Genomic DNA, 19,920 nt, shown 5'->3' with positions numbered 1-19,920 from the left:
TTTTTAGTACAAAGGTAGAGGAGATACAGATGAACGGACACAAGTATTTGAGCAAAACTCTCGCAATTCTGACAGGTGTGGTTGGTGCGACTGCTTTAGTGGGTTTCCCTGCTGCTGCCCAAGTTAACCCTAGCCCTAGTATTTTTAACGAGGCTCCCTACAATCGCAGCGCTCCTTCTGTGGGTCAGTCTACTGGTGGTTCAACTGGCGGTTCGGTGAATACCCAGGAAGCAACTCCCACTGATGAGCCTACAGGTGGCTCCACAATGGAGCAAATGCAATCTCCTGGTGGTTCCGGTACAGAGACCACAGGCGAGTCTAATAACTCAACTGGCGGCTCGGTGAATACCCAAGAAGCAACTCCTACCGATGAGCCTACAGGTGGCTCCACAATGGAGCAAATGCAATCTCCTGGTGGTTCCGGTGCAGAGACCACAGGCGAGTCTGGCACCACGATTCGGCGTACTACCGAGAGCGAAACTCAAATTCAGCGCTCTACTACTACTCAGCCAAGCCAAACTTCTCCTGGTGTCACTCAAGATGCTGAGCAGTCTAGCCCTACTACAGGTGCGACAACTGATGACGGTAGCGCTGGTGTTCCGGGTCTCTGGTAATCCTTTTTTGAGTTAGATGCCGAACCTTTGGGGGCACCTGCCCCCAAACCCCCGCTGAGGGACGGCTGCGTCCCCCAGACCCCCTCCAGAAGTAAGATTGTAGAGGGTGTGTGAAGCGAAGCGCAACGCACCGCTTAATCATTGATGCAGCCAGTTCAAATCTGTTGCAGATAGAATTCAAGGCGCTCTCGGAGCTGTTCTACAGTGAGATGCTGGGCCCAGTACTCCACTAAGGCGTGACCAAAAGCCCAAGCGTTTCGCTCTGGAGACGCAGGATTGTCTAGTAATAAAGGCCAGAGAGTAAGCAAGTCAAAATTGCGAGTTTTGGTGTCTCCTGTGCCCAATAGCGAGAATAAATCATAAGCCATCTGTAACTTGCCGATTACTACAGGCAACTGCTCAACTGGAATCTTTTGCATGAGCAACTGGGCTAAGGCTGGAGATCCAGTGGTCATGGTGGAGACAAACTGGAGAACTGGACTTTTGAGTAATGCGGTGAGTCCTTGAGTCGTTGCCATTTGGAAGGTGTACTGGTCAATAATTTTGGCTGCTGCCACTGTACGAGCTTCGCGATCGCGCAGAAAACGAGCCAAACGCAGTTGCTTCGCAGGAGCGATCGCTTCCACCAATCCCATTGAGAGCGCATCAACATTCCAAGGATTTCTATTGGTTTTGCTATCTTTAGTTACAACCGGAAGCACCCGATCGCAAAACTCTCCTAATAGCTCAGAGCGATACTGCGTGGCTTCTCGGATCGCCTTTTCCTTAGGGCGTTCTCCCCATTGCCAGTCGTAGGGTGGTGTCCACTCACGCATTGGACGTAGGCGATCGACTTGGGAGACAATCACAATCACAGGTAAGTCTGCGATCTCTGTTTTGATCTCCTTCAGGAAGTCCACATCCATTTGCAAAGCTGGATCGAGAGCAGGCGTAATCAGCAGGAGTAGATCCGCTGTCGTGGCATAGTCCAGTACTTGCTCGCGTAGCTCAGCCCGATTAATCTGCTCATATCCTGGTGTATCCCACAGCGTTAGAGTTTCACCTGTTTGGGCTTGCCAATGGTAGTTCTGAATTTGATCAGTGCTGGGCAAAACATCTACTTCGGCTAGCTCAGCTTGAAATAGCGTATTGATTAAGCTGCTCTTGCCCGCTCCGGTGCGCCCGACCAACAACATATTGACGGGTTTTTGTGCCACCACTTCCGGCGATTCAGTTTGGGAGAGGATATCACGGAGAGTTTGGGTTTTGGCTTGGGGAAGGGTTGGGGTAGCGGTAGAGAAGGTTGCAGTGGGTAAGGTGTCGCCACTGTAAAGCGCGATCGCCTGCCGACATAAGTTTCGTAGCGCTGCTTCCCGGAGCATCTGACTTAAATTCACCAGGAGTTCCTGGGTAGCTTGGTTATTAGAGCGTTGGCTGGCCTGTTTCGCCAAGGCAGCAGCAGGATTCAAAAACCATTGGGCCCAGCCTAAAACTTGCCATAGCTTCCGAGCCGAAGGTTCCAGTTTTCGATACACCTCGTAGGCTTGGTAAGCTTGGCCCACCGTTACCTGATTCAAGGCTGGTGAGAGCTTCTGCATCCACTGATCGAGGTCATCCACCGTACCCCGAATTAAGCTGTAGGCTTGGGGCACGTAGATGTTGAGTAGGGGATATTTTACATCTGGGTAGTAGATGTGAGCGATCGCGGCCACCAAATCCTGACAGCGGTTCCAGAAGGTTTGCCAATCTTCCCAAATGGGGCGATCGCTTTGGGCAGCTTGCAGAACTTCTTGGAAAGCTGCCTCTGCTGTACTGGCAGTTTCTTTACCCCCAGGCAACTGAGTAGCTACATCTGAGGAAGATTCTAGTTCGGCGCTCATCTCCGCCATCACTGCTTCTAGCTGGGCGATCGCAGGTCGAGTCCACTGCACCAGTAGCCACCGCCAAGCGACCAAACCGAGGGTAAATACAGCCCAAATCCAGTTCAGATGCCATTCGTGGATTTGCACGCCTGCGGCGATGAGCAGAAAACCAACAATGCTGACGATCGGAAGTGCTAATACGACCCACTGCCACAACTGTAATCGCACCATTGCTCTACCCTGCCTTGACTAGACTGCTGAGTCCAACGTTACCTGTCTATCTTGTCAGCAGTCTACTGTCTGTGGGAGAAACGGTTCGCTGCAAATCGGTTGATTTCATTTGCGATCGCTCTAATGCCTACTAATACCTAATAACGCCTAGTGATTGATGCCTGTTACAGTCAGAAGTACAGTCTAAGGTGGACTGGTTTATGGAAGCCTCAGGCCAAACGGTTATGAATCGGGGTTGGGTTTATCGAGAACAAGTGAGTCGCACCAAAGCTGGCTTGAGCGTTTTGCAGTACTACACCCAACACTATCGCCACTCTAGTCAAGCAGAATGGCAGGAACGGATTGCCGCTGGGCAAGTTTTGCTAGACGGCAAACAGGTTGAAGCTAATACCCAGTTACGACTCGGACAATCTTTGGCCTATCACCGCCCCCCTTGGGAAGAACCTGAGGTGCCGCTGAATTTTGAGGTGCTGCACGAAGATTCAGATTTGCTGATTGTCGCAAAGCCTTCTGGTCTGCCCGTGTTACCGGGCGGCGGCTTTTTAGAACATACCTTGCTATGGCAACTACAACAACGCTATCTCCAAATAGAACCCGTCCCCATTCATCGTTTGGGCCGAGGCACTTCAGGTTTAATGCTAATTGCGCGATCGCCCTTGGCTAGAGCTAATTTGAGCCAGCAAATGCGCGATCGCCAAATTCATAAAGTTTATCGAGCTTTGATTGGCCCTGCTCCAAATCTAGAGCCTCACTTCACCATTACCCAACCCATCGGCAAAATTCCGCATCCGGTTTTAGGGTACATCTATGGGGCCACGCCAGATGGACTATTTGCTCATAGTGACTGTCGAGTGATTAAACGCAACGCCGCCAGCACGCTGCTGGAAGTAACTATTCAGACTGGACGACCTCACCAAATCCGGATTCACCTTGCGTCTGTCGGTTATCCGTTGGTAGGCGATCCGCTTTACGATGTGGGAGGTGTTCCACAATGCCCACCCGCAACAGAGACCGAGAAATTACCCGTACCCGGAGATTGTGGCTATCATCTTCATGCTTATCAACTGGCCTTTACCCATCCTCAAACCCAGCAGCTTATCAGCTTTGTCTGTCCTGCTCCAGGCGAGCTGAGCGATTGATAGGATGACTTTAGAACGAACTGTGTAGTGAGCCAGTTTGAAATCTGTCATAAGGCAGATACCGTTTCTACCGATTTAGCACGATGATATAAATGTGTGAGGAGCAAAGTCAGAACTGAAGAACCCCTGGAGTCGAAACACGGAAAGACGCCCAGGGGTTTTTCATTGGCAGATTCATTGGCAGATTCATTGGCAGACAGTTGGGCAACTGGAACATCTAAACTTGAGGGTGTCCTATTTGCGACCAGTCTACATGCTGCCCAGCCATGTCTAGTTATTTCCGCCCGAATGTTGAGGCCATGAAAGGCCATACCCCTAGCCACTACCTTAAACCTGGCAGCCCCAGCATTAAACTCAATAGCAACGAAAATCCTTATCCCCCTTCACCCACCATTCGTGCCGTTCTGCAAAACCTAGATTTGGAGTACTTGCGGCGTTACCCGGATGCTAATGCCAATGAGTTGCGGCAAGCGATCGCAGCAGTACTCCAGATTCCCCTTGACTGGATCATTGTGGGCAACGGCTGTGACGAACTCCTGCATGTAGTCGCGCGAGCTTGCGCTGAGGGCAAACGCCAAGTGGTTTACCCTACGCCCACCTACATGCTGTATCCCCTGTTGACGGAGATCCAACCCGCCGATCGCATTGAAGTTGCTGATCCAGCAGATGGGCATTTGCCGATTGAGTCACTGGTCGCAGCTAATGGAGCCGTAACCTTCATTACTGCACCCAATAGTCCCTTTGGGCATGGAGTAGCGATCGCCGAGCTGCGGGAGTTAGCCGCGAGATTAACCGGGGTATTGGTAATTGACGAAGCCTATGTAGACTTTGCTGAAGAGACAGCATTGCCCCTGGTACAAGAGTTTGAGAATGTGATTATCCTCCGTACCCTTTCTAAGGGATACTCTTTAGCAGGGCTGCGGCTTGGCTTTGGCATTGCTCAGCCTCAACTGTTGCAGGGATTACTGAAGGTGAAAGATACCTACAATATTGACGCGATCGCTGCACTAGTGGGTGCGGCAGCGATGCGAGACCAAACTTATAAAGATACTTGTGTCGCTAAAGTCAAAGCATCCCGAACCAAGCTTGCTCAAGATTTGCAGCACTTAGCCTTCCGGGTGTGGAATTCCCAAACTAATTTCTTACTGGTAGAGCCGCCTCAGAAAAACGCTGAGCAGATTTTTCTAGCGCTAAGGGAACAAGACATTTGGATACGTTACTTCCATCAGCCTGGCCTAAAGGATAAGCTGCGGATCACAATCGGCACCAATGAGCAAAATCAGACTTTGTGGGAAGGTTTAAGGCAATGGCGGAATATTTGACGATGGGGCAGCCCACCGCAGCGCAGCTAGAGCAGTGGGTCGATTATTTTCATACCAATGGCTTTCTAGTCATTCCCAATGTCCTATCGCCAGAGCAATGTAGGTTACTGAGGAGTGATTTGGATACGGCTCTGAAACAAGCGGAGGGAGACAACTATCAATGCTCTAGAACGATTATGATGCGGATGTTTGAGCAATCCAAAGCTAACCTCGATCTATTTGCTCTGGAACCAATTGCAACCTTTGCTGAACATCTCATCGGTGGGGCGAATGGGCCAGGTTACTCAATTAGTGATGGTATTCCTAATGCCAATACTGTCCATGTCATTCACAACAACTCGTTCAAAATCCCTGCTGGAACAGATGGTTTAGGAAACAATGTGTGGCATCAAGATGATACGCCGCATATGCTCTCTCTAGATGGCAAACCCTTGACTAACATCCGTTTGAATGTTTTGGCATTCACCGTTAATTACTACCTGACAGATGTGCTTTCTCCAGAAAACGGACCTACTCAAGTCATTCCCGGTTCTCATCTATTTGGTAAGTTTTGCAATGGTGATATTACGGGCTACGAAGGTTCTATCCAGCATTGCTTAGGAGCGATGGGATCCGCGGTGTGCTTCAATAACCAAGTTTGGCATCGTGGTTCGCGGAACTCCTCAGCAGTGACTCGCTACATTACACAAGTGACTTATGCCAAGCGCTTAATCGGACACAAGTATGGGTCATTCATGAATTATCAGATGCCCAGTCATTGCTATGAAGAAGCAGATCCACGCCTAAAGCGACTCTTAGGATTTTTGCCCACAGGTGCCTATGGTTGATTTGTGGATGACAATAGCTGTAACGATCATCTGCGGTTATATCATACGTCTCCCAAGACTCCTCATGCTAAGGCTTCCCTGGGAGACTGACAAATTCTAGAGGCAGATTGTAGTTCGTTCTAAAGCTCGTGAGTTCCTGCTAATTAATAGCGGAAGACAGCGGCTAAAGGTGCTTCTCCAGGGACTTGATCTGGTTCAACGGCGTAGACTATCCCACCATTTAGGAGGGTCTGGATTGCCGCAGAATCTAGCAAATCTTCATCTCCGGGTTGGGCATCAGTGTGAACTTGGATCTGGTTGGCATCAGGGTCAAAGGTGCCCCACTGTTGCACACCCACGGCGACAAACAGTTGTTCCACCCGCCCATAGTAAGCCGCAGAAACTGCCTCTTTCAGATCGTGAGAATTCTTGCCAGTGCCGTTCAGCTCCCGGTAGTGCTCCACTGCTTGCTGTTGGGCTTGCTGAAAGAGAGGTTCCACAATCTGCCAAGCAGCGGCATGGAGTTCTTCGGAGTGAGAGATTTTTTGGTTGCCATTAATCCCTTCTTCCAGCAAGTGAGGGTAGGTATTGGCTTCGCGATAGAGCGGCAGGAGATATTCCACCCCTGCTAAAACCAAGGGCGCTTTTTGGTTGCGCAATATGTCATGCAAGCTTTCATCTAAGCGATGGAAAAATTGCAGAATATCATTTTGCTTTGCGCCATCATTGCCCTGACCGTGGAAAGTACCCGGTTGCTGGAATGAGTTGTTGGTGCCGCCCCGAGAAGTCGCGATTCGCTGCTCAATTCCCTGATCTAGCCCATCGTAATGCAGCGCCTCATTCAAGGTTTTGGGCATGTTTTCTACCTCAAGCTCTTGAAGGCTGAAACGGCTGCCCTCAAAGAATTTCACTTCATCTTCTTGGCTCAGGGTCAGCAAATAGAATTTCCCATCGCCTGTCAAGAATGGCAGTAGGGGTTTGATGTGGAAGCGATCGGTGACGACTACCAACTCATTAAAGCTAGTCGGTAGACGATAGTACCGAAACACACCATTGGCGATAAAAATAGCTAATCCGTCGCTTTGGTGCTGCCAAAAGTCCTCGTGATCAAGGTCATGAGCGGGTTTGAGCAGATCTACAGCTTCGGTAGAGCGCATACCCTGGTTAGCCAGTTGTTTCTCTGCTTGCCGAATCAAGTTTTTAAAGCGAATTGGGTTTTGCTGAGTTTCAGAACCGAGGCGAACCATCGGCATGTATAGCGAAACACAAACACCTTGGGTTTGTTCTACCAAGGTTTTTAATTCTTCAGTCGATAATATGTTCATAGCAAGTCGGGTCCTATATGCGTTCTCTTGCTAGTAATTGCTCACAGAAGCTTTGATGGGTGGTCGCGAAATCTCCTGATTCCTCAATCATCAAATCTCTGTCAGAGTGCTACGGTGCCTAACCTTAGCCCAGCGATCGCGCTTAGCTCGTCTCTCTACTGGTTGATGTCTGTTCTCTCAAGAAAATTCCATGCAAGGTTCTGAAGCTCAAGATTTTGATGTAATTGTGATTGGCAGTGGGATTGGTGGCCTGACTGCTGCGGCTCTTTTGGCACGCTATGGCAAGCGAGTGCTGGTTTGCGAAAGCCATAACCTACCTGGAGGAGCGGCTCAGAGCTTTACCTACCAAAGCTTTCATTTTGATGCTGGTCCATCATTTTATGCAGGATTGAGCGACCCCAACAGTTTGAACCCATTACGCCAAGTTTTGGATGTTTTGGAAGAGAGTATAGAGGCGATCGCTTATGATCCGCTGGGTCACTACCACTTCCCTGAAGGCACATTTCCGGCGTATTGCAATCCTGAACGCTATCGAGCCGCTGTGGCCCACATTACTCCTCAAGGCGCTCAAGAACTTGCCCAATTTGAACGCAGATTGTTAGCTCTTTACGAAGCCTTGCGGGGCATTCCAGCGATCGCGCTGCGAGCTGATTGGCAAATTGGACCCATCCTAGCCACCCGTTACCTTCCCGCTTTGATCAAGCTATTGCCGCAGCTAGGCATGATTCAAAGTTCAGTCGGCAAAATTATGGATCAAACGGTGCGAGATCCTTGGGTGCGGCGGTCAATTGATTTGGAGTGTTTTTTGCTGTCAGGACTGAAAGCAGCAGGCACGATCGCCCCAGAAGTAGCCTTTATGTTGGGAGAGCGATCGCGATCGGTGATTGATTACCCAGTCGGTGGCAGTGGGGCGATCGTCCAAGCGCTGATTCGAGGCTTAGAGCGATGGGGCGGCAAACTGCGGCTCAAAACTCACGTGGAGCAAATTTTGGTTGAGAACGGCAAAGCCGTAGGAGTGCAACTGCGTAACGGTGAAAGCTTGAAAGCTCCGGTTGTGATTTCTAACGCCACGCTTTGGGATACCTACACCAAGCTACTCAAGCTGGAGGATTTGCCTACGGCCTATCGTGAGGAAGCGATCGCCACACCAACAGTAGAAAGCTTCATGCACTTACATCTCGGTATCCGAGCCGATGGTTTGGACGCTCTCACCGGACATCATGTGGTGGTGCATAGCTCTGAGCAAGATATCACCGTTCCGGGCAACACCTGCATGATTTCAGTTCCATCCGTGTGGGATGCTGATCTGGCTCCAGCAGGTCATCATGTGGTTCATGCCTACACATTAGAACCCTTTCCAGGCTGGCAGCGAGATGAAGACTACGAGGAGCGCAAAAAAGAGAAAGCTCAAACTCTCTTTCATGCCCTAGAACGGGTCATTCCAGATCTACGCGATCGCATTGTGGTTGAACTAATTGGTACTCCTCTCACCCATGCCCGTTACTTGCGCCGTTACCAAGGCACCTATGGCCCCGCGATCGCCGCTGGACAAGGCATGTTTCCTGGACCCCAAACTCCGATCGCAGGCTTGTATCGGGTAGGAGACAGCACGAGTCCAGGAATTGGTGTCCCCGCAGTTGCCGCTTCCGGGATTTTATGTGCCAATACTCTCGTCTTCCCCCACCAAGTCAAGACATTGCTGGATCAACTACGGCTCTAAGAGTTATGAGGGCGAACCACCGTTCGCCCCTACAGGTATCTCTAATTCTCTAGCAAAAAGAGATGAGAGAGATGCGATCGCTCATCTCAAGCAGAATTAGCCAAGCAAACTAGAACTATCAACGGCTCCTAAAGGGAGGGTCAAGTTAGAGGACGGATGCAGCGGATTGAGGAGGCTGCCATGTTCCTCGCTCAAGTTGTGGGAGCTTTTACTGCCTACAGGAAGCGCTTTGGCCGTCAATTGCACATCGTCAAAATCAACCTCAATCCCTGGTCCCTGCAATAAGTTGATCAGGCGAATTTCTAAGGATTGACCGATTACCATATCAGTGGCAGAAGAGGTGTAAGTAATCTTAGAAGTTTTGAATTCCCCTTCTGGAATATGCAGAGAATTGTCATCCACTGCCAAAACTTGCCCACCTGCCAGCAGCTCAACGCGGTAGCCTGAGAAGCCTGGGAAGGAAATTCCTGGAACTGGATCATCACCAGTGGGATTACCAACCGCAACCGAAAGAGTATAACGAGTGTTGGGAGCAAGCAGCGTATCGAGAGTTTGGCTTAAACCTGCCTCTCCACTCCCCACAGGATCAACTAAGAAGCTATAGCCAACATTATCTCCCTCTGGAACGCCACCAGGGTAATTGTTGAGGGAGGGGTTAAAGACACCCGTTGCCGAAGAGTCGTCAGTTGTTACATCAGGAATAATGTCATTGGGGTCGTAAACGTCCCAACCAGGCGGTGGCTCAACGGTAAAGGTAAAGTCTTCCTGAGCTGGGTCTTCAAAGCCAGCGTTCTCGATGGGAATGTTGATCTTCGAGTTAGCACTGTCTATGCCTTTGAGCAAATCAGCAAGTTTGTTAAGGTCAACTATGCCACCTAAACTAGACTGAAGTGCTGTCAGAATAGTTTCAGCAGATTCAAGCTGCTCCTCAAATGATGCACCTGTTGTATCTTTTTGACCTGCTGCTAGAGAGCGTACGAACTGAGAAATGCTGCTGGCACGGTCCAGGATAGATGGAAAGGTAATGCTACCAAAGGCGTTGTCAGAGTCAATGAGGTTAAATAGCTCACTGGCTTGAGCAACAATTCCTTGAATGTCAGTCAAATCAACAATTGATAAATCTGTCTCTGGCATAGCTGGAAGTGTCTCCCTATGGGTCTTAAACTAGCGAACCTGTCGAAGGGGGCAACTTACTGCTACTAAAATACCCAGAAATGCTACTTTTCTTTCATTTACTCGAATATGCTCTTGAATCCTATGCCGCCTTCCATTTAGCAGCACAGAATCTTTCCATCCGCAAGCTCAGTTGCGATCCAGGTTAGATTAAAGTTGCCACTGTAGTAGTGAGCTGCGATCGCGACTATTGAAATCCTGCCATGCTGATTTTTTTACGTTTGTTCCTTGTCTTAGCTTTACTGTTAGTGGAACTTGGCTGGTTTAGCCAACCAGCGATCGCTCAAGAGTATGAGGGCTGCTGGATGCTGAACTCCGCAGGAGCAGTGATTGACTTAAATGGCTCAGTTTGCCCGCGATCGCCTGTCGTATCTAGGCTGACACCACTGATGTTCTCCAATTTGCGGGTTGAGCCTACAGGCAATGGCTTGGTTGCCGTGTCAGGTAGCGTGACGAATCGCAATAATCAGCCTATCCCTCTGGTTTTAGTGGAATACAAACTGGTAGATCAGCAAAGCCAGGAGGTTCTCTACAAAGGAATTTTGCCGCTGGAAATTCCTGGGGCATTACAAGCTGGAGCATCAGTCAACTTCAGCCGTGTCTTGAAGGCGAATCGATTGCCCCAAAAGCCTCTAAATGAAATCACAGTTCAAGTTGCCCGTTATCTTTGATTGGCTTTAGAGCTTTAGGCGCATTTCGGGCGATCGCCTGCCCCTACTCAATTTTGTAGAAAGGCAGAGATCTCCTTCTGAGTTTCGTTAAAAGCTTGATTCACTTCTACCGGAGATCCACCGATAGGCTCTATCATAGTTTTTTTGCCCCAAATTGCAGCAGCAAGCCGAACTTCTCGCCCAGATTTTAGCGTTAGAGCAAGATAATCTCGACCTGCATTCACAGATGCGATCGCCGAGATTGGAAACTCAGCCACTGCAATTGGGGGGTTACCAGAGTGCTGTCTGCGCGTCACCGTAACCCAATCTTTCGTCTTATCAAATCTCACAGTATAAATTTCTTCTTTTGCCAGTGACGTATCTACCGCCCGCAATATTACAACAATAACCATACACCCAAGCACAAAGAGAAATGGCCGATCTATGACGGGCAAAACTCCTGACTGAATCTGAAATGAGATCTTGCTGGGATTTTGAATGAATTGATTCGCTCTTTTCTCGTTAAAGCGGAGATAGCCATCTGGAAAAGAGATGTCTCCTGCATCAGTCGTCAAGATTACGGTAAAGCCATTACAACTCGATTTTTGCGTGCGGCTAAACCCACAGATGCTTTCGGAGCGAGCCGCTTTTAGCTGAATGTCTCGTTCTAGTGCTAAACCTGTAAACGAGCGGTACGTTAATCTACAGCTTGGAGTTTGGGTGCCACCTGGACAAACAATTTTTGGCTTAAAACTAAACCCGACGATCGCCCCTAAGCAGAGTAACAGCCAGCTACCTGCGGCCAACCAGCGACCTGTTTGCCGATGGCAGAGCACAAGTTCTTGATAGGTTTGTTTCAAAATTCTCACTGAAGGAACTCCGTGATTACCTGGCGGCCTTTTTCGAGCGATCGCTTTGTCTGAAAGGGTATCCAAAGAAATTCCGCAACTCGCACCTGTTTGCCTGATTTTAGTTTTAGGATCAGGCAATTAGGGATAAACCAACGTAAATGAACTGTTTCAATGTCTGCGATGGGAAGCTCTGTGATGACTACCTTTGTGCCGTAGAACTGTGTGCAGGCAATCGTCACCCAACCGCTCGATTTATTAAACTGGCACCTGTAAATTTTTTCCTGCCTTAAACAATCGGACAGCAGAATAAACATGACAAAGGGCAGAATAAAAAATACAAGATTATAAGGAGGATGGTTCAACGACCAACCATAAACCTCAAGCTGTAATGGAGACAAATTGGACTGGCGAATAAATTGATCTACAACCTCAGCTAGGAGATCAGCTTCCATCCCCAAAACATAAACTTTACTCCGCTGAGTTTCTAATACATTTACTTCGCCAAAGCAGCCTGTCCAGCCAAGCTGAGGAGGTACACAGATAGGCGATTTATAAACGGATTTGACTTGAATACCGCTTTCTGAAGTAAGCCCGTTCAATGAGCGATAGGTAAGAGTACAGTTTGATAGTGTTGCAGTTCGTTGACAGGAGATCTCTGAAATAATGCTGGTTTTAAGGGCTGCTGCCACACCAACTGCCAAACAAGCGATCGCGATCATCCATCTCCCTGGTTGTCGATGATGAATGATCAGGTCTTGAGGCGACTGGCTAATTTTCATGCAGCCTGAGAACGATGTTTATGACAGATAGAATTCCCAGAAAAAAGATAAATCGATGTCTTGGCAAGAATGGTGCAGCGATCGCCCTAGCGATTCTACTCACGGCTTGTGGCTATCGAGTTTCCTTTACTCCACCCGGTCAACCAAAACCTATTTCACAATTGAAACTACAGCCTACTCTGACCCCAGTAGAAGCGTTAGAGGCCGCTTTCTTCAACAAAGATTTTGCCCAAGCCAAACGGTTATTAAAGTCTGTATCGGCTCAAGACATTGAGCGCTCTGAATTAATGCTGAGAGCTGTTCAGAGCAATCAGCCAGAGCTGATTCAACTCATGCTTAAGCGGGGCGCAGACCCTAATGCTAATGACGGTGTTTCACCCCTGCGACAAGCTGTACGTACAGGAAATGATCCGCTGGTTCGATTGTTGTTGAAGCACAGTGCAGACCCGAATCAGCAAGATGGGAATACAGATTCTATTTTGCAAGAAGCCTTATTCAGCAACTCATACATTAGCTTTCTAGATTGGACTAGCCACATAGATCGGTTTCCTCAAGTCAGCGATCAGGGTATAGAAACAATCCGCTTAATCCTTCAAGGAGGAGCCAATCCAAACGACCGCGATCGCAGCAATGGAACAACAGTGCTAATGGTCGCCGCAGGGCACGGCAATGAAAAACTGGTGGAACTGTTACTGCAACAAGGTGCGAATGCAAAAGCAGCTAATGCCTATGGAGAGAACGCATTACACTATGCCGCTTGGCGGGGTAATCCGGCGATCGTGCAACGACTGCTGTCTGAAAAAGTCAATGTCAATCCTACCCATCACTTAGGGCGGACTCCGTTGATGTTTGCAGTGCGGCGAGGCTCATTACCGATCGTGAAACTTCTACTAGCACAGGGGGCAAGAGTTGATGCAGCGAGTCGCGAAACTTTTGTGGAACCTCATCGGTTGAGATATGGCTATTACTCTGTTCTGGATCACGCGATCGCCACAAACCAGCCAGAGATTGCTGCTTTATTAAAGCAAAAAGGCGCTAAGCCATACGAGCAAAAATAACTTTACGGGGTTCTTAGCAGGAGAATTATGGCTCCTTCACGATGACAGTCGCTTCAGTTTTTGGCTAACGTGTAGCAGATCTAACAAACTCCAGTTAGGGACTATTTCCCTCACTCGCTATTAAGAAAACTGCTGTTAAGGAAGCTTATGAGTCACTCCCCTCTCTTCGACAATTTGGCGCGGGCTATCCGGGTTGCTTTATTTTGCGATCGGCAGCAGATTTCGACTAGCCAAGGTTTAGAGTGGTTCGCCGCGATTGAGGAAGCTGCCGATCGCCAACGGCTGCATCGCCGGGAGTTGTTAGCGTTAGGCGGTTTGGGAATTGCAGGCGCGATTGTGGGTCACATGGGTCAGGTCAGTGCCGCACCCAAACCAAAATCAAGTGCCACTGTAGGGATTGTCGGCGCAGGATTTGCGGGATTGACTTGTGCCTACGAACTCCAACGTAACGGCATTCTTGCCACCCTCCATGAAGCCAGCGATCGCGTCGGGGGCCGTTGCTATTCATTGGATAACAACTTCTTTCCTGGGCAGGTGGCAGAGCGGGGAGGTGAGTTTATTGATAACTTGCACAAAACCCTGATCGGCTATGCTCGCGAATTTGGTTTGACGCTGGAAGATGTCAACAAACAACCAGGAGAAGTTTTCTACTACTTCAACGGCCAGCGCTACCCAGAATCAGTCGTAGTGGATGAGTTTCGAGCTTTGGTGTCGGCTATGCAAGCAGACTTACGGACGCTCTCCGGTGAGCCTAGCGCTGATAGCCACACCGAGGCAGATGTGAGACTCGATCGCACCAGCTTACAAGCCTATCTGGACAGCCGCCAAGCGGGTAATGTGGTGAAGGCAGCGATCAAAGCCGCCTATGAAGCGGAATATGGCTTACCGATCGCTCAACAAAGCTGCTTAAACTTCCTCCTGTTTATCCATGCCGATCGCCGCTCTAAATTCACGCCTTTTGGTGTCTTTAGTGATGAACGCTATCACGTGGTGGAGGGCAACGACAAAATCACTCAAGGGTTGCGCGATCGCCTACAAAGTCCAGTCAAACTGGGTATGAAACTGCTGCGGGTGCGGAAAACGGGCACCAATCAGATTGAACTCACCTTCCAGAGTGGCTCCCGCACTACAACCGCTACTTATAATGCGGTCGTTTTGGCCATTCCCTTCACGACACTACGTCAAGTCGAGTTGGATCCAAGCCTGGGTCTGCCTGCCTGGAAGGTTCAAGCCATCCAACAGCTGGGTTATGGTAACAATGCCAAGATGATGCTCGGCTTCAACGGTCGGCCTTGGCTCCCTAGCAGCAACGGCAGCTCTTACTCCGACTTACCCAATCATCAATCCACCTGGGAAACCAACCCCGTTAAAGCCACCAGTACTCAGGCGATTCTCACCGACTACTCTAGTGGCGATCGCGCTCTGCGTCTCAAAGTCAGCAATGTGCAAGCCGAGGCCGATCGCTTCCTTACGGATCTCAATCGAGTGTATCCGGGGTCAAAAGCAGTCGCTACTAAAATCAATGGTCAATACCGCGTTCACCTAGAGCCTTGGCCCTCTAACCCATTGACCAAAGGCAGCTACACCTGCTACACGCCCGGACAATTTACCAGCATTGCGGGCAACGAAGGCAAACCCGTCGGTAATCTCCATTTCGCCGGAGAACATGCCAACTCTTTTTACGAATGGCAGGGCTTTATGGAAGGGGCAGCGCTATCTGGCATCCAAGCCGCTAACGAAATTCTCCAAGACCTCAAGGTTGGGAGATTATAGGGATTCATCAGCTCCACAAATCCCATGCTAATTTGGCTCACCCAATTTAAGGGCGAACTAGCCGCGCTGAGTGCGGCATTTTTGTGGGCGATCGCGTCTGTCATCTACACTCGCATTGGGCAGCGGGTGCCTCCCTTGGTTTTGAACTCTTTGAAAGGCGTGATTGCGATCGCCTTCCTCGCCATTACCCTCTGGCTTCAAGGCAGCGGCTTACCCGACATCAACGGCACAGCTTTGGGACTATTGATCCTGAGTGGAGTGGTAGGGATTGGCTTTGGCGACACTTATTACTTTGCCGCACTGAATTTACTGGGGCCAAGGCGAACTCTGCTACTGGAGGCTTTAGCACCCCCGCTCTCCGCTTTCCTCGCCTTACTGTTTTTGCAAGAAACCCTAAAACTGAGCAATTGGTTGGGGATTTTTCTTACCATTGTCGGTGTGACTTGGGTGGTGAGTGAGCGATCGCCTACCGAAACAGCCAATTCAGCGACAGGCAAACCAACGCATCCTCTACTAGGAGTTGGTTACGGTTTACTAGCAGCCTTGGGCCAAGCAGGAGGGGCGGTGCTATCTCGTGCTGCTTTAACTCAGAGCACTATCAGCCCCTTGTGGAGCACCCTAGTCCGTTTAGCCACCGGGGTGTTGGTGATGCTGGTGTGGCTACTAGTGCGACGGCAAGCAGGATTGGTGATGCAAACCCTAGAATTTGAGCGCGATCGCCGGAAGGGAATGTCTTGGCTAGGCGCGATCGCCATTACCTCTTTTTTCAGCACCTACTTGGGCATCTGGCTGCAACAAACTTCGCTCAAATTTACGGCAGTTGGGGTAGCCCAAGCCCTCAGTTCCACCAGTCCCCTGTTCATTTTGCCAATCGCGATCGCAATGGGTGAGGTGGTCAGCAGACAGGCCATTTTAGGCGTCTTGGTCGCTTGGGCAGGGGTTTGGTTCTTGTTTAGTTAATGCTGGTTCGGCTACTGCTTTAGAGCCAAGGTTAAGCCATCCGCGATCGGAACCAGGCTGAGCGTGATGCGTTGGTCTTGGTGTAGCTTGGCATTAAAGGCGCGGATCGACTCGGTGCGGTTGTCTTGCACTTTCGGGTCTGCCACCCGTCCAGACCAAAGCACATTATCGATCGCGATCAACCCACCCGGACGCACGAGTTGCAGCGATCGCTCGTAATAGTTCCAGTAATTGCTCTTGTCAGCGTCAATAAAAGCAAAATCAAAGGTTTCGGCCTCACCAGCGGCTAAAAGCTGGTCTAGGGTGTCTACGGCTGGGCCAATCCGCAGCTCAATTTTGTTAGCCACCCCTGCGGCTTGCCAATAACGACGGGCGATCGCGGTATATTCTTCGCTCACGTCGCAAGCAATGATTTTGCCATCAGCGGGTAAAGCCAGCGCCACCGCTAAGGAACTGTAACCTGTAAATACTCCCACTTCCAGCGTTTTCTTAGCCCCCATTAGCTGCACCAACAGCGCCATAAACTGCCCTTGCTCTGGAGCAATCTGCATCTGAGCCATCGGATGTTCAGCGGTCTTTTGTCGCAGTTGCGCTAAAAGCTCCGGTTCACGCAAAGAGTTGGACAACAGATAGTCATACAGTTGATTCGTCAAATCCAGTGTTTTATTAGACATAGGAATGTTTTGCTTAAAAATGCAGCTACAAAATTACTATATTGAGGGTGATTTGCTGTAATTGGAACTCAGAGGAGAGTGGAGTTTATGATCCGAGCGATTTTGGCAGTAGTTCTGGTAGGACTATTAACGGCTTGTGGCAACGGCATTCCGGGGCTGAGTGACCGAGTCGTTCAACAAGCGATCGCTCTACAAGTCGGCCAAACCCAGCAAACCCTCGCCCAACAACTCCGGCTCAAAAAGCCCCCCAAAGTAGAAGTGAAGCAAGTCGCGATCGCTAAGCAAGACTCGCTAAAGATTCAAGGCTTATCTGCTTACCATCTCCAAGGAACTTACGACCTCACCTTAAAGTTTCCTAGCCGCCAAGTCACTCAGGAAAAAAATCCGTTCGAGGTCTACCTGCAACAGCAACCTGACCAGAAAAGTTGGAAGCTAGCTCAGCTTAGCAAATCAGATACAGAAGCTGAATCTACTTGGGTAACAGAACCCCTCCAGTAGACTTCAACTCATCAAATCAAATTTGCCAGGACTCCCATAAACCTAGGGAGAGATTAACGATGGTTGGGCAAGTTGCGCGATCGCCATTGACCTTTGACTCAGTTTGTCAACCAATATCCAGCGGGACAGTAGGTGTGATTTTAGTGGAATCAACTAAAAATATTTCAACTCGTCTGAAGAGTTCAGCTACTAAGTAGAAAATGCTAGTAGCCATAAACACAAAAACTTGATTCGTCCAAAAGGACGAATCAAGTTTTTGTAATGAGTTCTAAATTTGTGAGCATCAGTATTCTTTTGCTAGTTTAAATCTAGCGATCGCTAGAAGTATGGATAACCAAACACAACCCACTAAGGGCCAAATCCAAGTTGACATTTTAATGGCGGTGAGGGAACTAAAAGCCCAAATTCAGCAGCTGCAAGATGAGCCTTTAAATAGTAAAGAGTCCAACTTTGAGGACTATCTAAACCTTTTTATTCAACAAATTGAGGAAAAGGTCAAGCAGCTAGAAGCAGAAGCAACACAACTGAAAGCACAAAAGAAGGTTCTGTATCAGCAGTTGTGGAGCCAGGCTAAGGAGTTGAAATCCTGCTATCAGGAATTGCAGCATACCAATCAAGAACTATGTCAGGCCTTAAACTCCGATCGAGTTTCTTATAATCAAGCGATCGCGAAAAAAATTTTCAATGAGGATGAGCCTATCAGAGAGGCTCTAGCCAGGTTGCTTCAACTAATTTATGGCCGAGATGGTAGCCCTAGAGATCTGGGAAGGCTGCGGAGATGGACATCTCCGCAGCCTCGTATTTCTGGCACAGATAACACCTACCCTTTATCCAAACAAGCGATCGCATTTAAGGATGACCACGACCGCCTTAAAGCCCGATCTCTAGCGCTAAAAGCACAATTTCAAAGGCTGCGAACTCAATCTCAGGTATTGGCCGCTCAGTCTCGAGTGTTGCAAACTCGATATCTTGCGTTAGAAACAGTTGAGCGCGATCGCAACTAGTAAATTCAACGAGCCTTACAGTAATCCTGCGGTTTCGTAGAGCCTTCTCAGGGTAGCGGTAATTTTAGTGCCGTACTGTAAGTCAGCAGTCCAGCGACCACTCAGTTGATCCACCAAAGGGGCAATACCGCGAGTGACAAAGCGGAAGCGCGGGTCAACCACATCCTGAACTAAAGGCTCGGTGCTGGCATAGGCTTTGAGGTGCTGCACATGCGCCCGAACTCCAATGCGGGCACTGGGGAAAGACGCACCCACCTCAGCACCACCGACTGTTCCCAAGCCAGCAAAGTTGTTCTGCGAAGGTTTGATTTCACTACCAAAGCGTAAAAAGCCCGTCTCCACACACATTTGGCAGAAAGCAATATCGTAATTTACGCCTTCCACGCTGGCTTCTTCTCGGTACAGCTTCGGTAAGTCGGGAAACTGAGCTAAAGCATTCTCATTGTTAGATTTGAGGAACATCATTAGCTGGACTTCCGAAGTGTTGCCGTTGCTAATGATGCGATCGAGTTGACCGGGACAAATTGAAAGGATCGATCGCAAAATCACTGTCCGGCTGACGCTATCCCAACCCACAGAAATATTAACCTCCCGCAGATCGACCGCTCGGATGTAGACAATGTTGCGGTAGTTGATCCGGCGGATATTAGGGGCTTTGGTCAAATCTACCCGCAGGCGATCGGCCAAGTCAATTGGAATGTAAGCATTGCCATTGACCACAATGCCCTGTTCACCATAAATAGAGCCATTAATATTGATGTTGGCGGGAGTATAGGTGCCAGTCGGCAAAGGTGTGGGCGTGGGAGTGGGCGTAGGCGTAGGGGTTGGTGTGGGAGTTGGCGTAGGAGTTGTTCCACTTACCGCTCGGCTCCAAGCTGCTAAGCCGTCAGCCAGACCCAACGCAATATCGCGGCGACGGTTTTGAATCAAAAAGCGATCGTCTGGATTGGTTAAGAAACCCACTTCCATTAACAGAGAAGCAGGAATGATTTGGCGGCAAAAAGCTAGGCTGCCCACTCCGGTAGCAGTGTCGGGTCTAGCTCCTCGGCTTGGCAGTTGGGGCACTCGACGCAGCAGCGCCAGCAACAACAGCTCTGAGTGAGCTTTGCGCTCGTCATTATTGGCAATATAGAAAACACTGGCTCCCCTCACAGAGGGGTCAGAGAAGGCATCAGCGTGAATTTCTAGGGCTACGTCACCCACGCGCCCGCGACTGTTGATCCAGGCAATGGTCCCCGCTAGGCTGAGGTCATCGGGTACGGCCAAAACTTCAAACGCTCGCGATCGCAGTTCGGCGACGATCAAATCCCGCAGCAGAATCAATTCTCTGGCTTCTGTGGTGCCGCCCGCGATCGCGCCTGGATCGATTCTGCCGTTCTCGTTTCCACCATGACCTGCCGAAATAAAGATTCGTCCCATCTGCGCTGTTTCCTCTAGAGCTAAAAATTATTGATATTTAGTTTCTGTTTAATAAAACTGCTGTAGCTTGACCTCTAGAACGG

The 19,920-nt window shown here is 49.5% G+C and carries 18 protein-coding genes; 11 read left to right on the top strand and 7 right to left on the bottom strand.

Annotated elements, in window-relative coordinates; translation table 11 throughout:
• Nucleotides 1–29: 29 nt before the first annotated feature.
• On the top strand, nt 30–614 hold the full coding sequence (locus tag H6F72_RS24025; protein ID WP_190441717.1) for a hypothetical protein: 585 nt from the start codon (nt 30–32) through the stop codon (nt 612–614).
• A 155-nt stretch (nt 615–769) separates the two neighbouring features.
• On the opposite strand, the gene H6F72_RS24020 is transcribed toward H6F72_RS24025, so the two are convergent.
• Nucleotides 770–2,686: a GTPase family protein gene (locus H6F72_RS24020; RefSeq protein WP_190441716.1), complete on the bottom strand. Its 1,917-nt coding sequence runs from the start codon at nt 2,684–2,686 to the stop codon at nt 770–772.
• Nucleotides 2,687–2,886: 200 nt separating this feature from the next.
• On the opposite strand from H6F72_RS24020, the gene H6F72_RS24015 reads away from it, so the two are divergent.
• The 3 genes from H6F72_RS24015 (at nt 2,887) to H6F72_RS24005 (ending at nt 5,974) form a co-directional block, all read left to right on the top strand.
• Nucleotides 2,887–3,825, top strand: coding sequence for an RluA family pseudouridine synthase (locus H6F72_RS24015; RefSeq protein ID WP_242017100.1), 939 nt, complete (start codon nt 2,887–2,889; stop codon nt 3,823–3,825).
• A 266-nt stretch (nt 3,826–4,091) separates the two neighbouring features.
• A complete protein-coding gene (gene hisC, locus H6F72_RS24010) occupies nt 4,092–5,147 on the top strand; it encodes a histidinol-phosphate transaminase (RefSeq protein ID WP_190441715.1) in 1,056 nt (351 codons plus the stop codon).
• Nucleotides 5,132–5,974, top strand: coding sequence for a phytanoyl-CoA dioxygenase family protein (locus H6F72_RS24005; RefSeq protein ID WP_190441714.1), 843 nt, complete (start codon nt 5,132–5,134; stop codon nt 5,972–5,974). The genes hisC and H6F72_RS24005 overlap by 16 nt, the downstream gene beginning before the upstream one ends.
• A 143-nt stretch (nt 5,975–6,117) precedes the next feature.
• On the opposite strand, the gene H6F72_RS24000 is transcribed toward H6F72_RS24005, so the two are convergent.
• A complete protein-coding gene (locus H6F72_RS24000) occupies nt 6,118–7,278 on the bottom strand; it encodes a hypothetical protein (RefSeq protein ID WP_190441711.1) in 1,161 nt (386 codons plus the stop codon).
• A 190-nt stretch (nt 7,279–7,468) separates the two neighbouring features.
• Here H6F72_RS24000 and H6F72_RS23995 point away from each other — a divergent pair, with 190 nt between their 5' ends.
• Nucleotides 7,469–8,998 carry an NAD(P)/FAD-dependent oxidoreductase gene (locus H6F72_RS23995; protein WP_190441709.1) on the top strand — a complete coding sequence of 510 codons (1,530 nt, stop codon included), beginning with the start codon at nt 7,469–7,471 and terminating at the stop codon, nt 8,996–8,998.
• Nucleotides 8,999–9,094: 96 nt separating this feature from the next.
• On the opposite strand, the gene H6F72_RS23990 is transcribed toward H6F72_RS23995, so the two are convergent.
• A complete protein-coding gene (locus tag H6F72_RS23990) occupies nt 9,095–10,132 on the bottom strand; it encodes a hypothetical protein (RefSeq protein WP_190441708.1) in 1,038 nt (345 codons plus the stop codon).
• Nucleotides 10,133–10,374: 242 nt separating this feature from the next.
• On the opposite strand from H6F72_RS23990, the gene H6F72_RS23985 reads away from it, so the two are divergent.
• Nucleotides 10,375–10,842 (top strand): DUF3426 domain-containing protein, encoded by a 468-nt coding sequence (locus tag H6F72_RS23985; protein ID WP_190441707.1) that lies wholly within the window; start codon nt 10,375–10,377, stop codon nt 10,840–10,842.
• Nucleotides 10,843–10,889: 47 nt separating this feature from the next.
• Here H6F72_RS23985 and H6F72_RS23980 read toward each other — a convergent pair whose 3' ends face one another.
• Both H6F72_RS23980 and H6F72_RS23975 read right to left on the bottom strand, forming a co-directional pair.
• Nucleotides 10,890–11,690 (bottom strand): hypothetical protein, encoded by an 801-nt coding sequence (locus H6F72_RS23980; protein ID WP_190441706.1) that lies wholly within the window; start codon nt 11,688–11,690, stop codon nt 10,890–10,892.
• The gene (locus H6F72_RS23975) at nt 11,687–12,451 is read right to left on the bottom strand and encodes a hypothetical protein (protein ID WP_190441705.1); all 765 of its coding nucleotides are present in this window, start codon (nt 12,449–12,451) and stop codon (nt 11,687–11,689) included. The genes H6F72_RS23980 and H6F72_RS23975 overlap by 4 nt, the downstream gene beginning before the upstream one ends.
• Nucleotides 12,452–12,471: 20 nt before the next feature.
• Here H6F72_RS23975 and H6F72_RS23970 point away from each other — a divergent pair, with 20 nt between their 5' ends.
• The 3 genes from H6F72_RS23970 (at nt 12,472) to H6F72_RS23960 (ending at nt 16,242) form a co-directional block, all read left to right on the top strand.
• Nucleotides 12,472–13,509 (top strand): ankyrin repeat domain-containing protein, encoded by a 1,038-nt coding sequence (locus H6F72_RS23970; RefSeq protein WP_190441704.1) that lies wholly within the window; start codon nt 12,472–12,474, stop codon nt 13,507–13,509.
• Nucleotides 13,510–13,656: 147 nt separating this feature from the next.
• Nucleotides 13,657–15,282, top strand: coding sequence for an FAD-dependent oxidoreductase (locus H6F72_RS23965; RefSeq protein ID WP_190441703.1), 1,626 nt, complete (start codon nt 13,657–13,659; stop codon nt 15,280–15,282).
• A 24-nt stretch (nt 15,283–15,306) separates the two neighbouring features.
• Nucleotides 15,307–16,242 (top strand): DMT family transporter, encoded by a 936-nt coding sequence (locus tag H6F72_RS23960; protein ID WP_190441702.1) that lies wholly within the window; start codon nt 15,307–15,309, stop codon nt 16,240–16,242.
• Nucleotides 16,243–16,253: 11 nt separating this feature from the next.
• Here H6F72_RS23960 and H6F72_RS23955 read toward each other — a convergent pair whose 3' ends face one another.
• Nucleotides 16,254–16,916, bottom strand: a complete 663-nt coding sequence (locus H6F72_RS23955) for a class I SAM-dependent methyltransferase (protein WP_190441699.1) — start codon at nt 16,914–16,916, stop codon at nt 16,254–16,256.
• Nucleotides 16,917–17,003: 87 nt separating this feature from the next.
• Between H6F72_RS23955 and H6F72_RS23950 the strand changes: the two genes are divergently transcribed.
• Entirely contained in the window at nt 17,004–17,414 is a 411-nt protein-coding gene (locus H6F72_RS23950; protein WP_190441696.1) for a hypothetical protein, read from the top strand.
• 326 nt (nt 17,415–17,740) lie between these two features.
• A complete protein-coding gene (locus tag H6F72_RS23945; protein WP_190441694.1) occupies nt 17,741–18,418 on the top strand; it encodes a hypothetical protein in 678 nt (225 codons plus the stop codon).
• A gap of 15 nt (nt 18,419–18,433) precedes the next feature.
• Here the strand turns inward: H6F72_RS23945 and H6F72_RS23940 are convergent, their stop codons facing one another.
• A complete protein-coding gene (locus H6F72_RS23940; RefSeq protein ID WP_190441692.1) occupies nt 18,434–19,837 on the bottom strand; it encodes an N-acetylmuramoyl-L-alanine amidase in 1,404 nt (467 codons plus the stop codon).
• Between the last annotated feature and the right edge of the window lie 83 nt (nt 19,838–19,920).

Source organism: Trichocoleus sp. FACHB-46, assembly GCF_014695385.1.
Taxonomy (GTDB): Bacteria; Cyanobacteriota; Cyanobacteriia; order FACHB-46; family FACHB-46; genus Trichocoleus.
The sequence above is the reverse complement of the archived record's forward strand: the minus strand, read 5'-3'. Positions and strand labels throughout refer to the sequence as shown.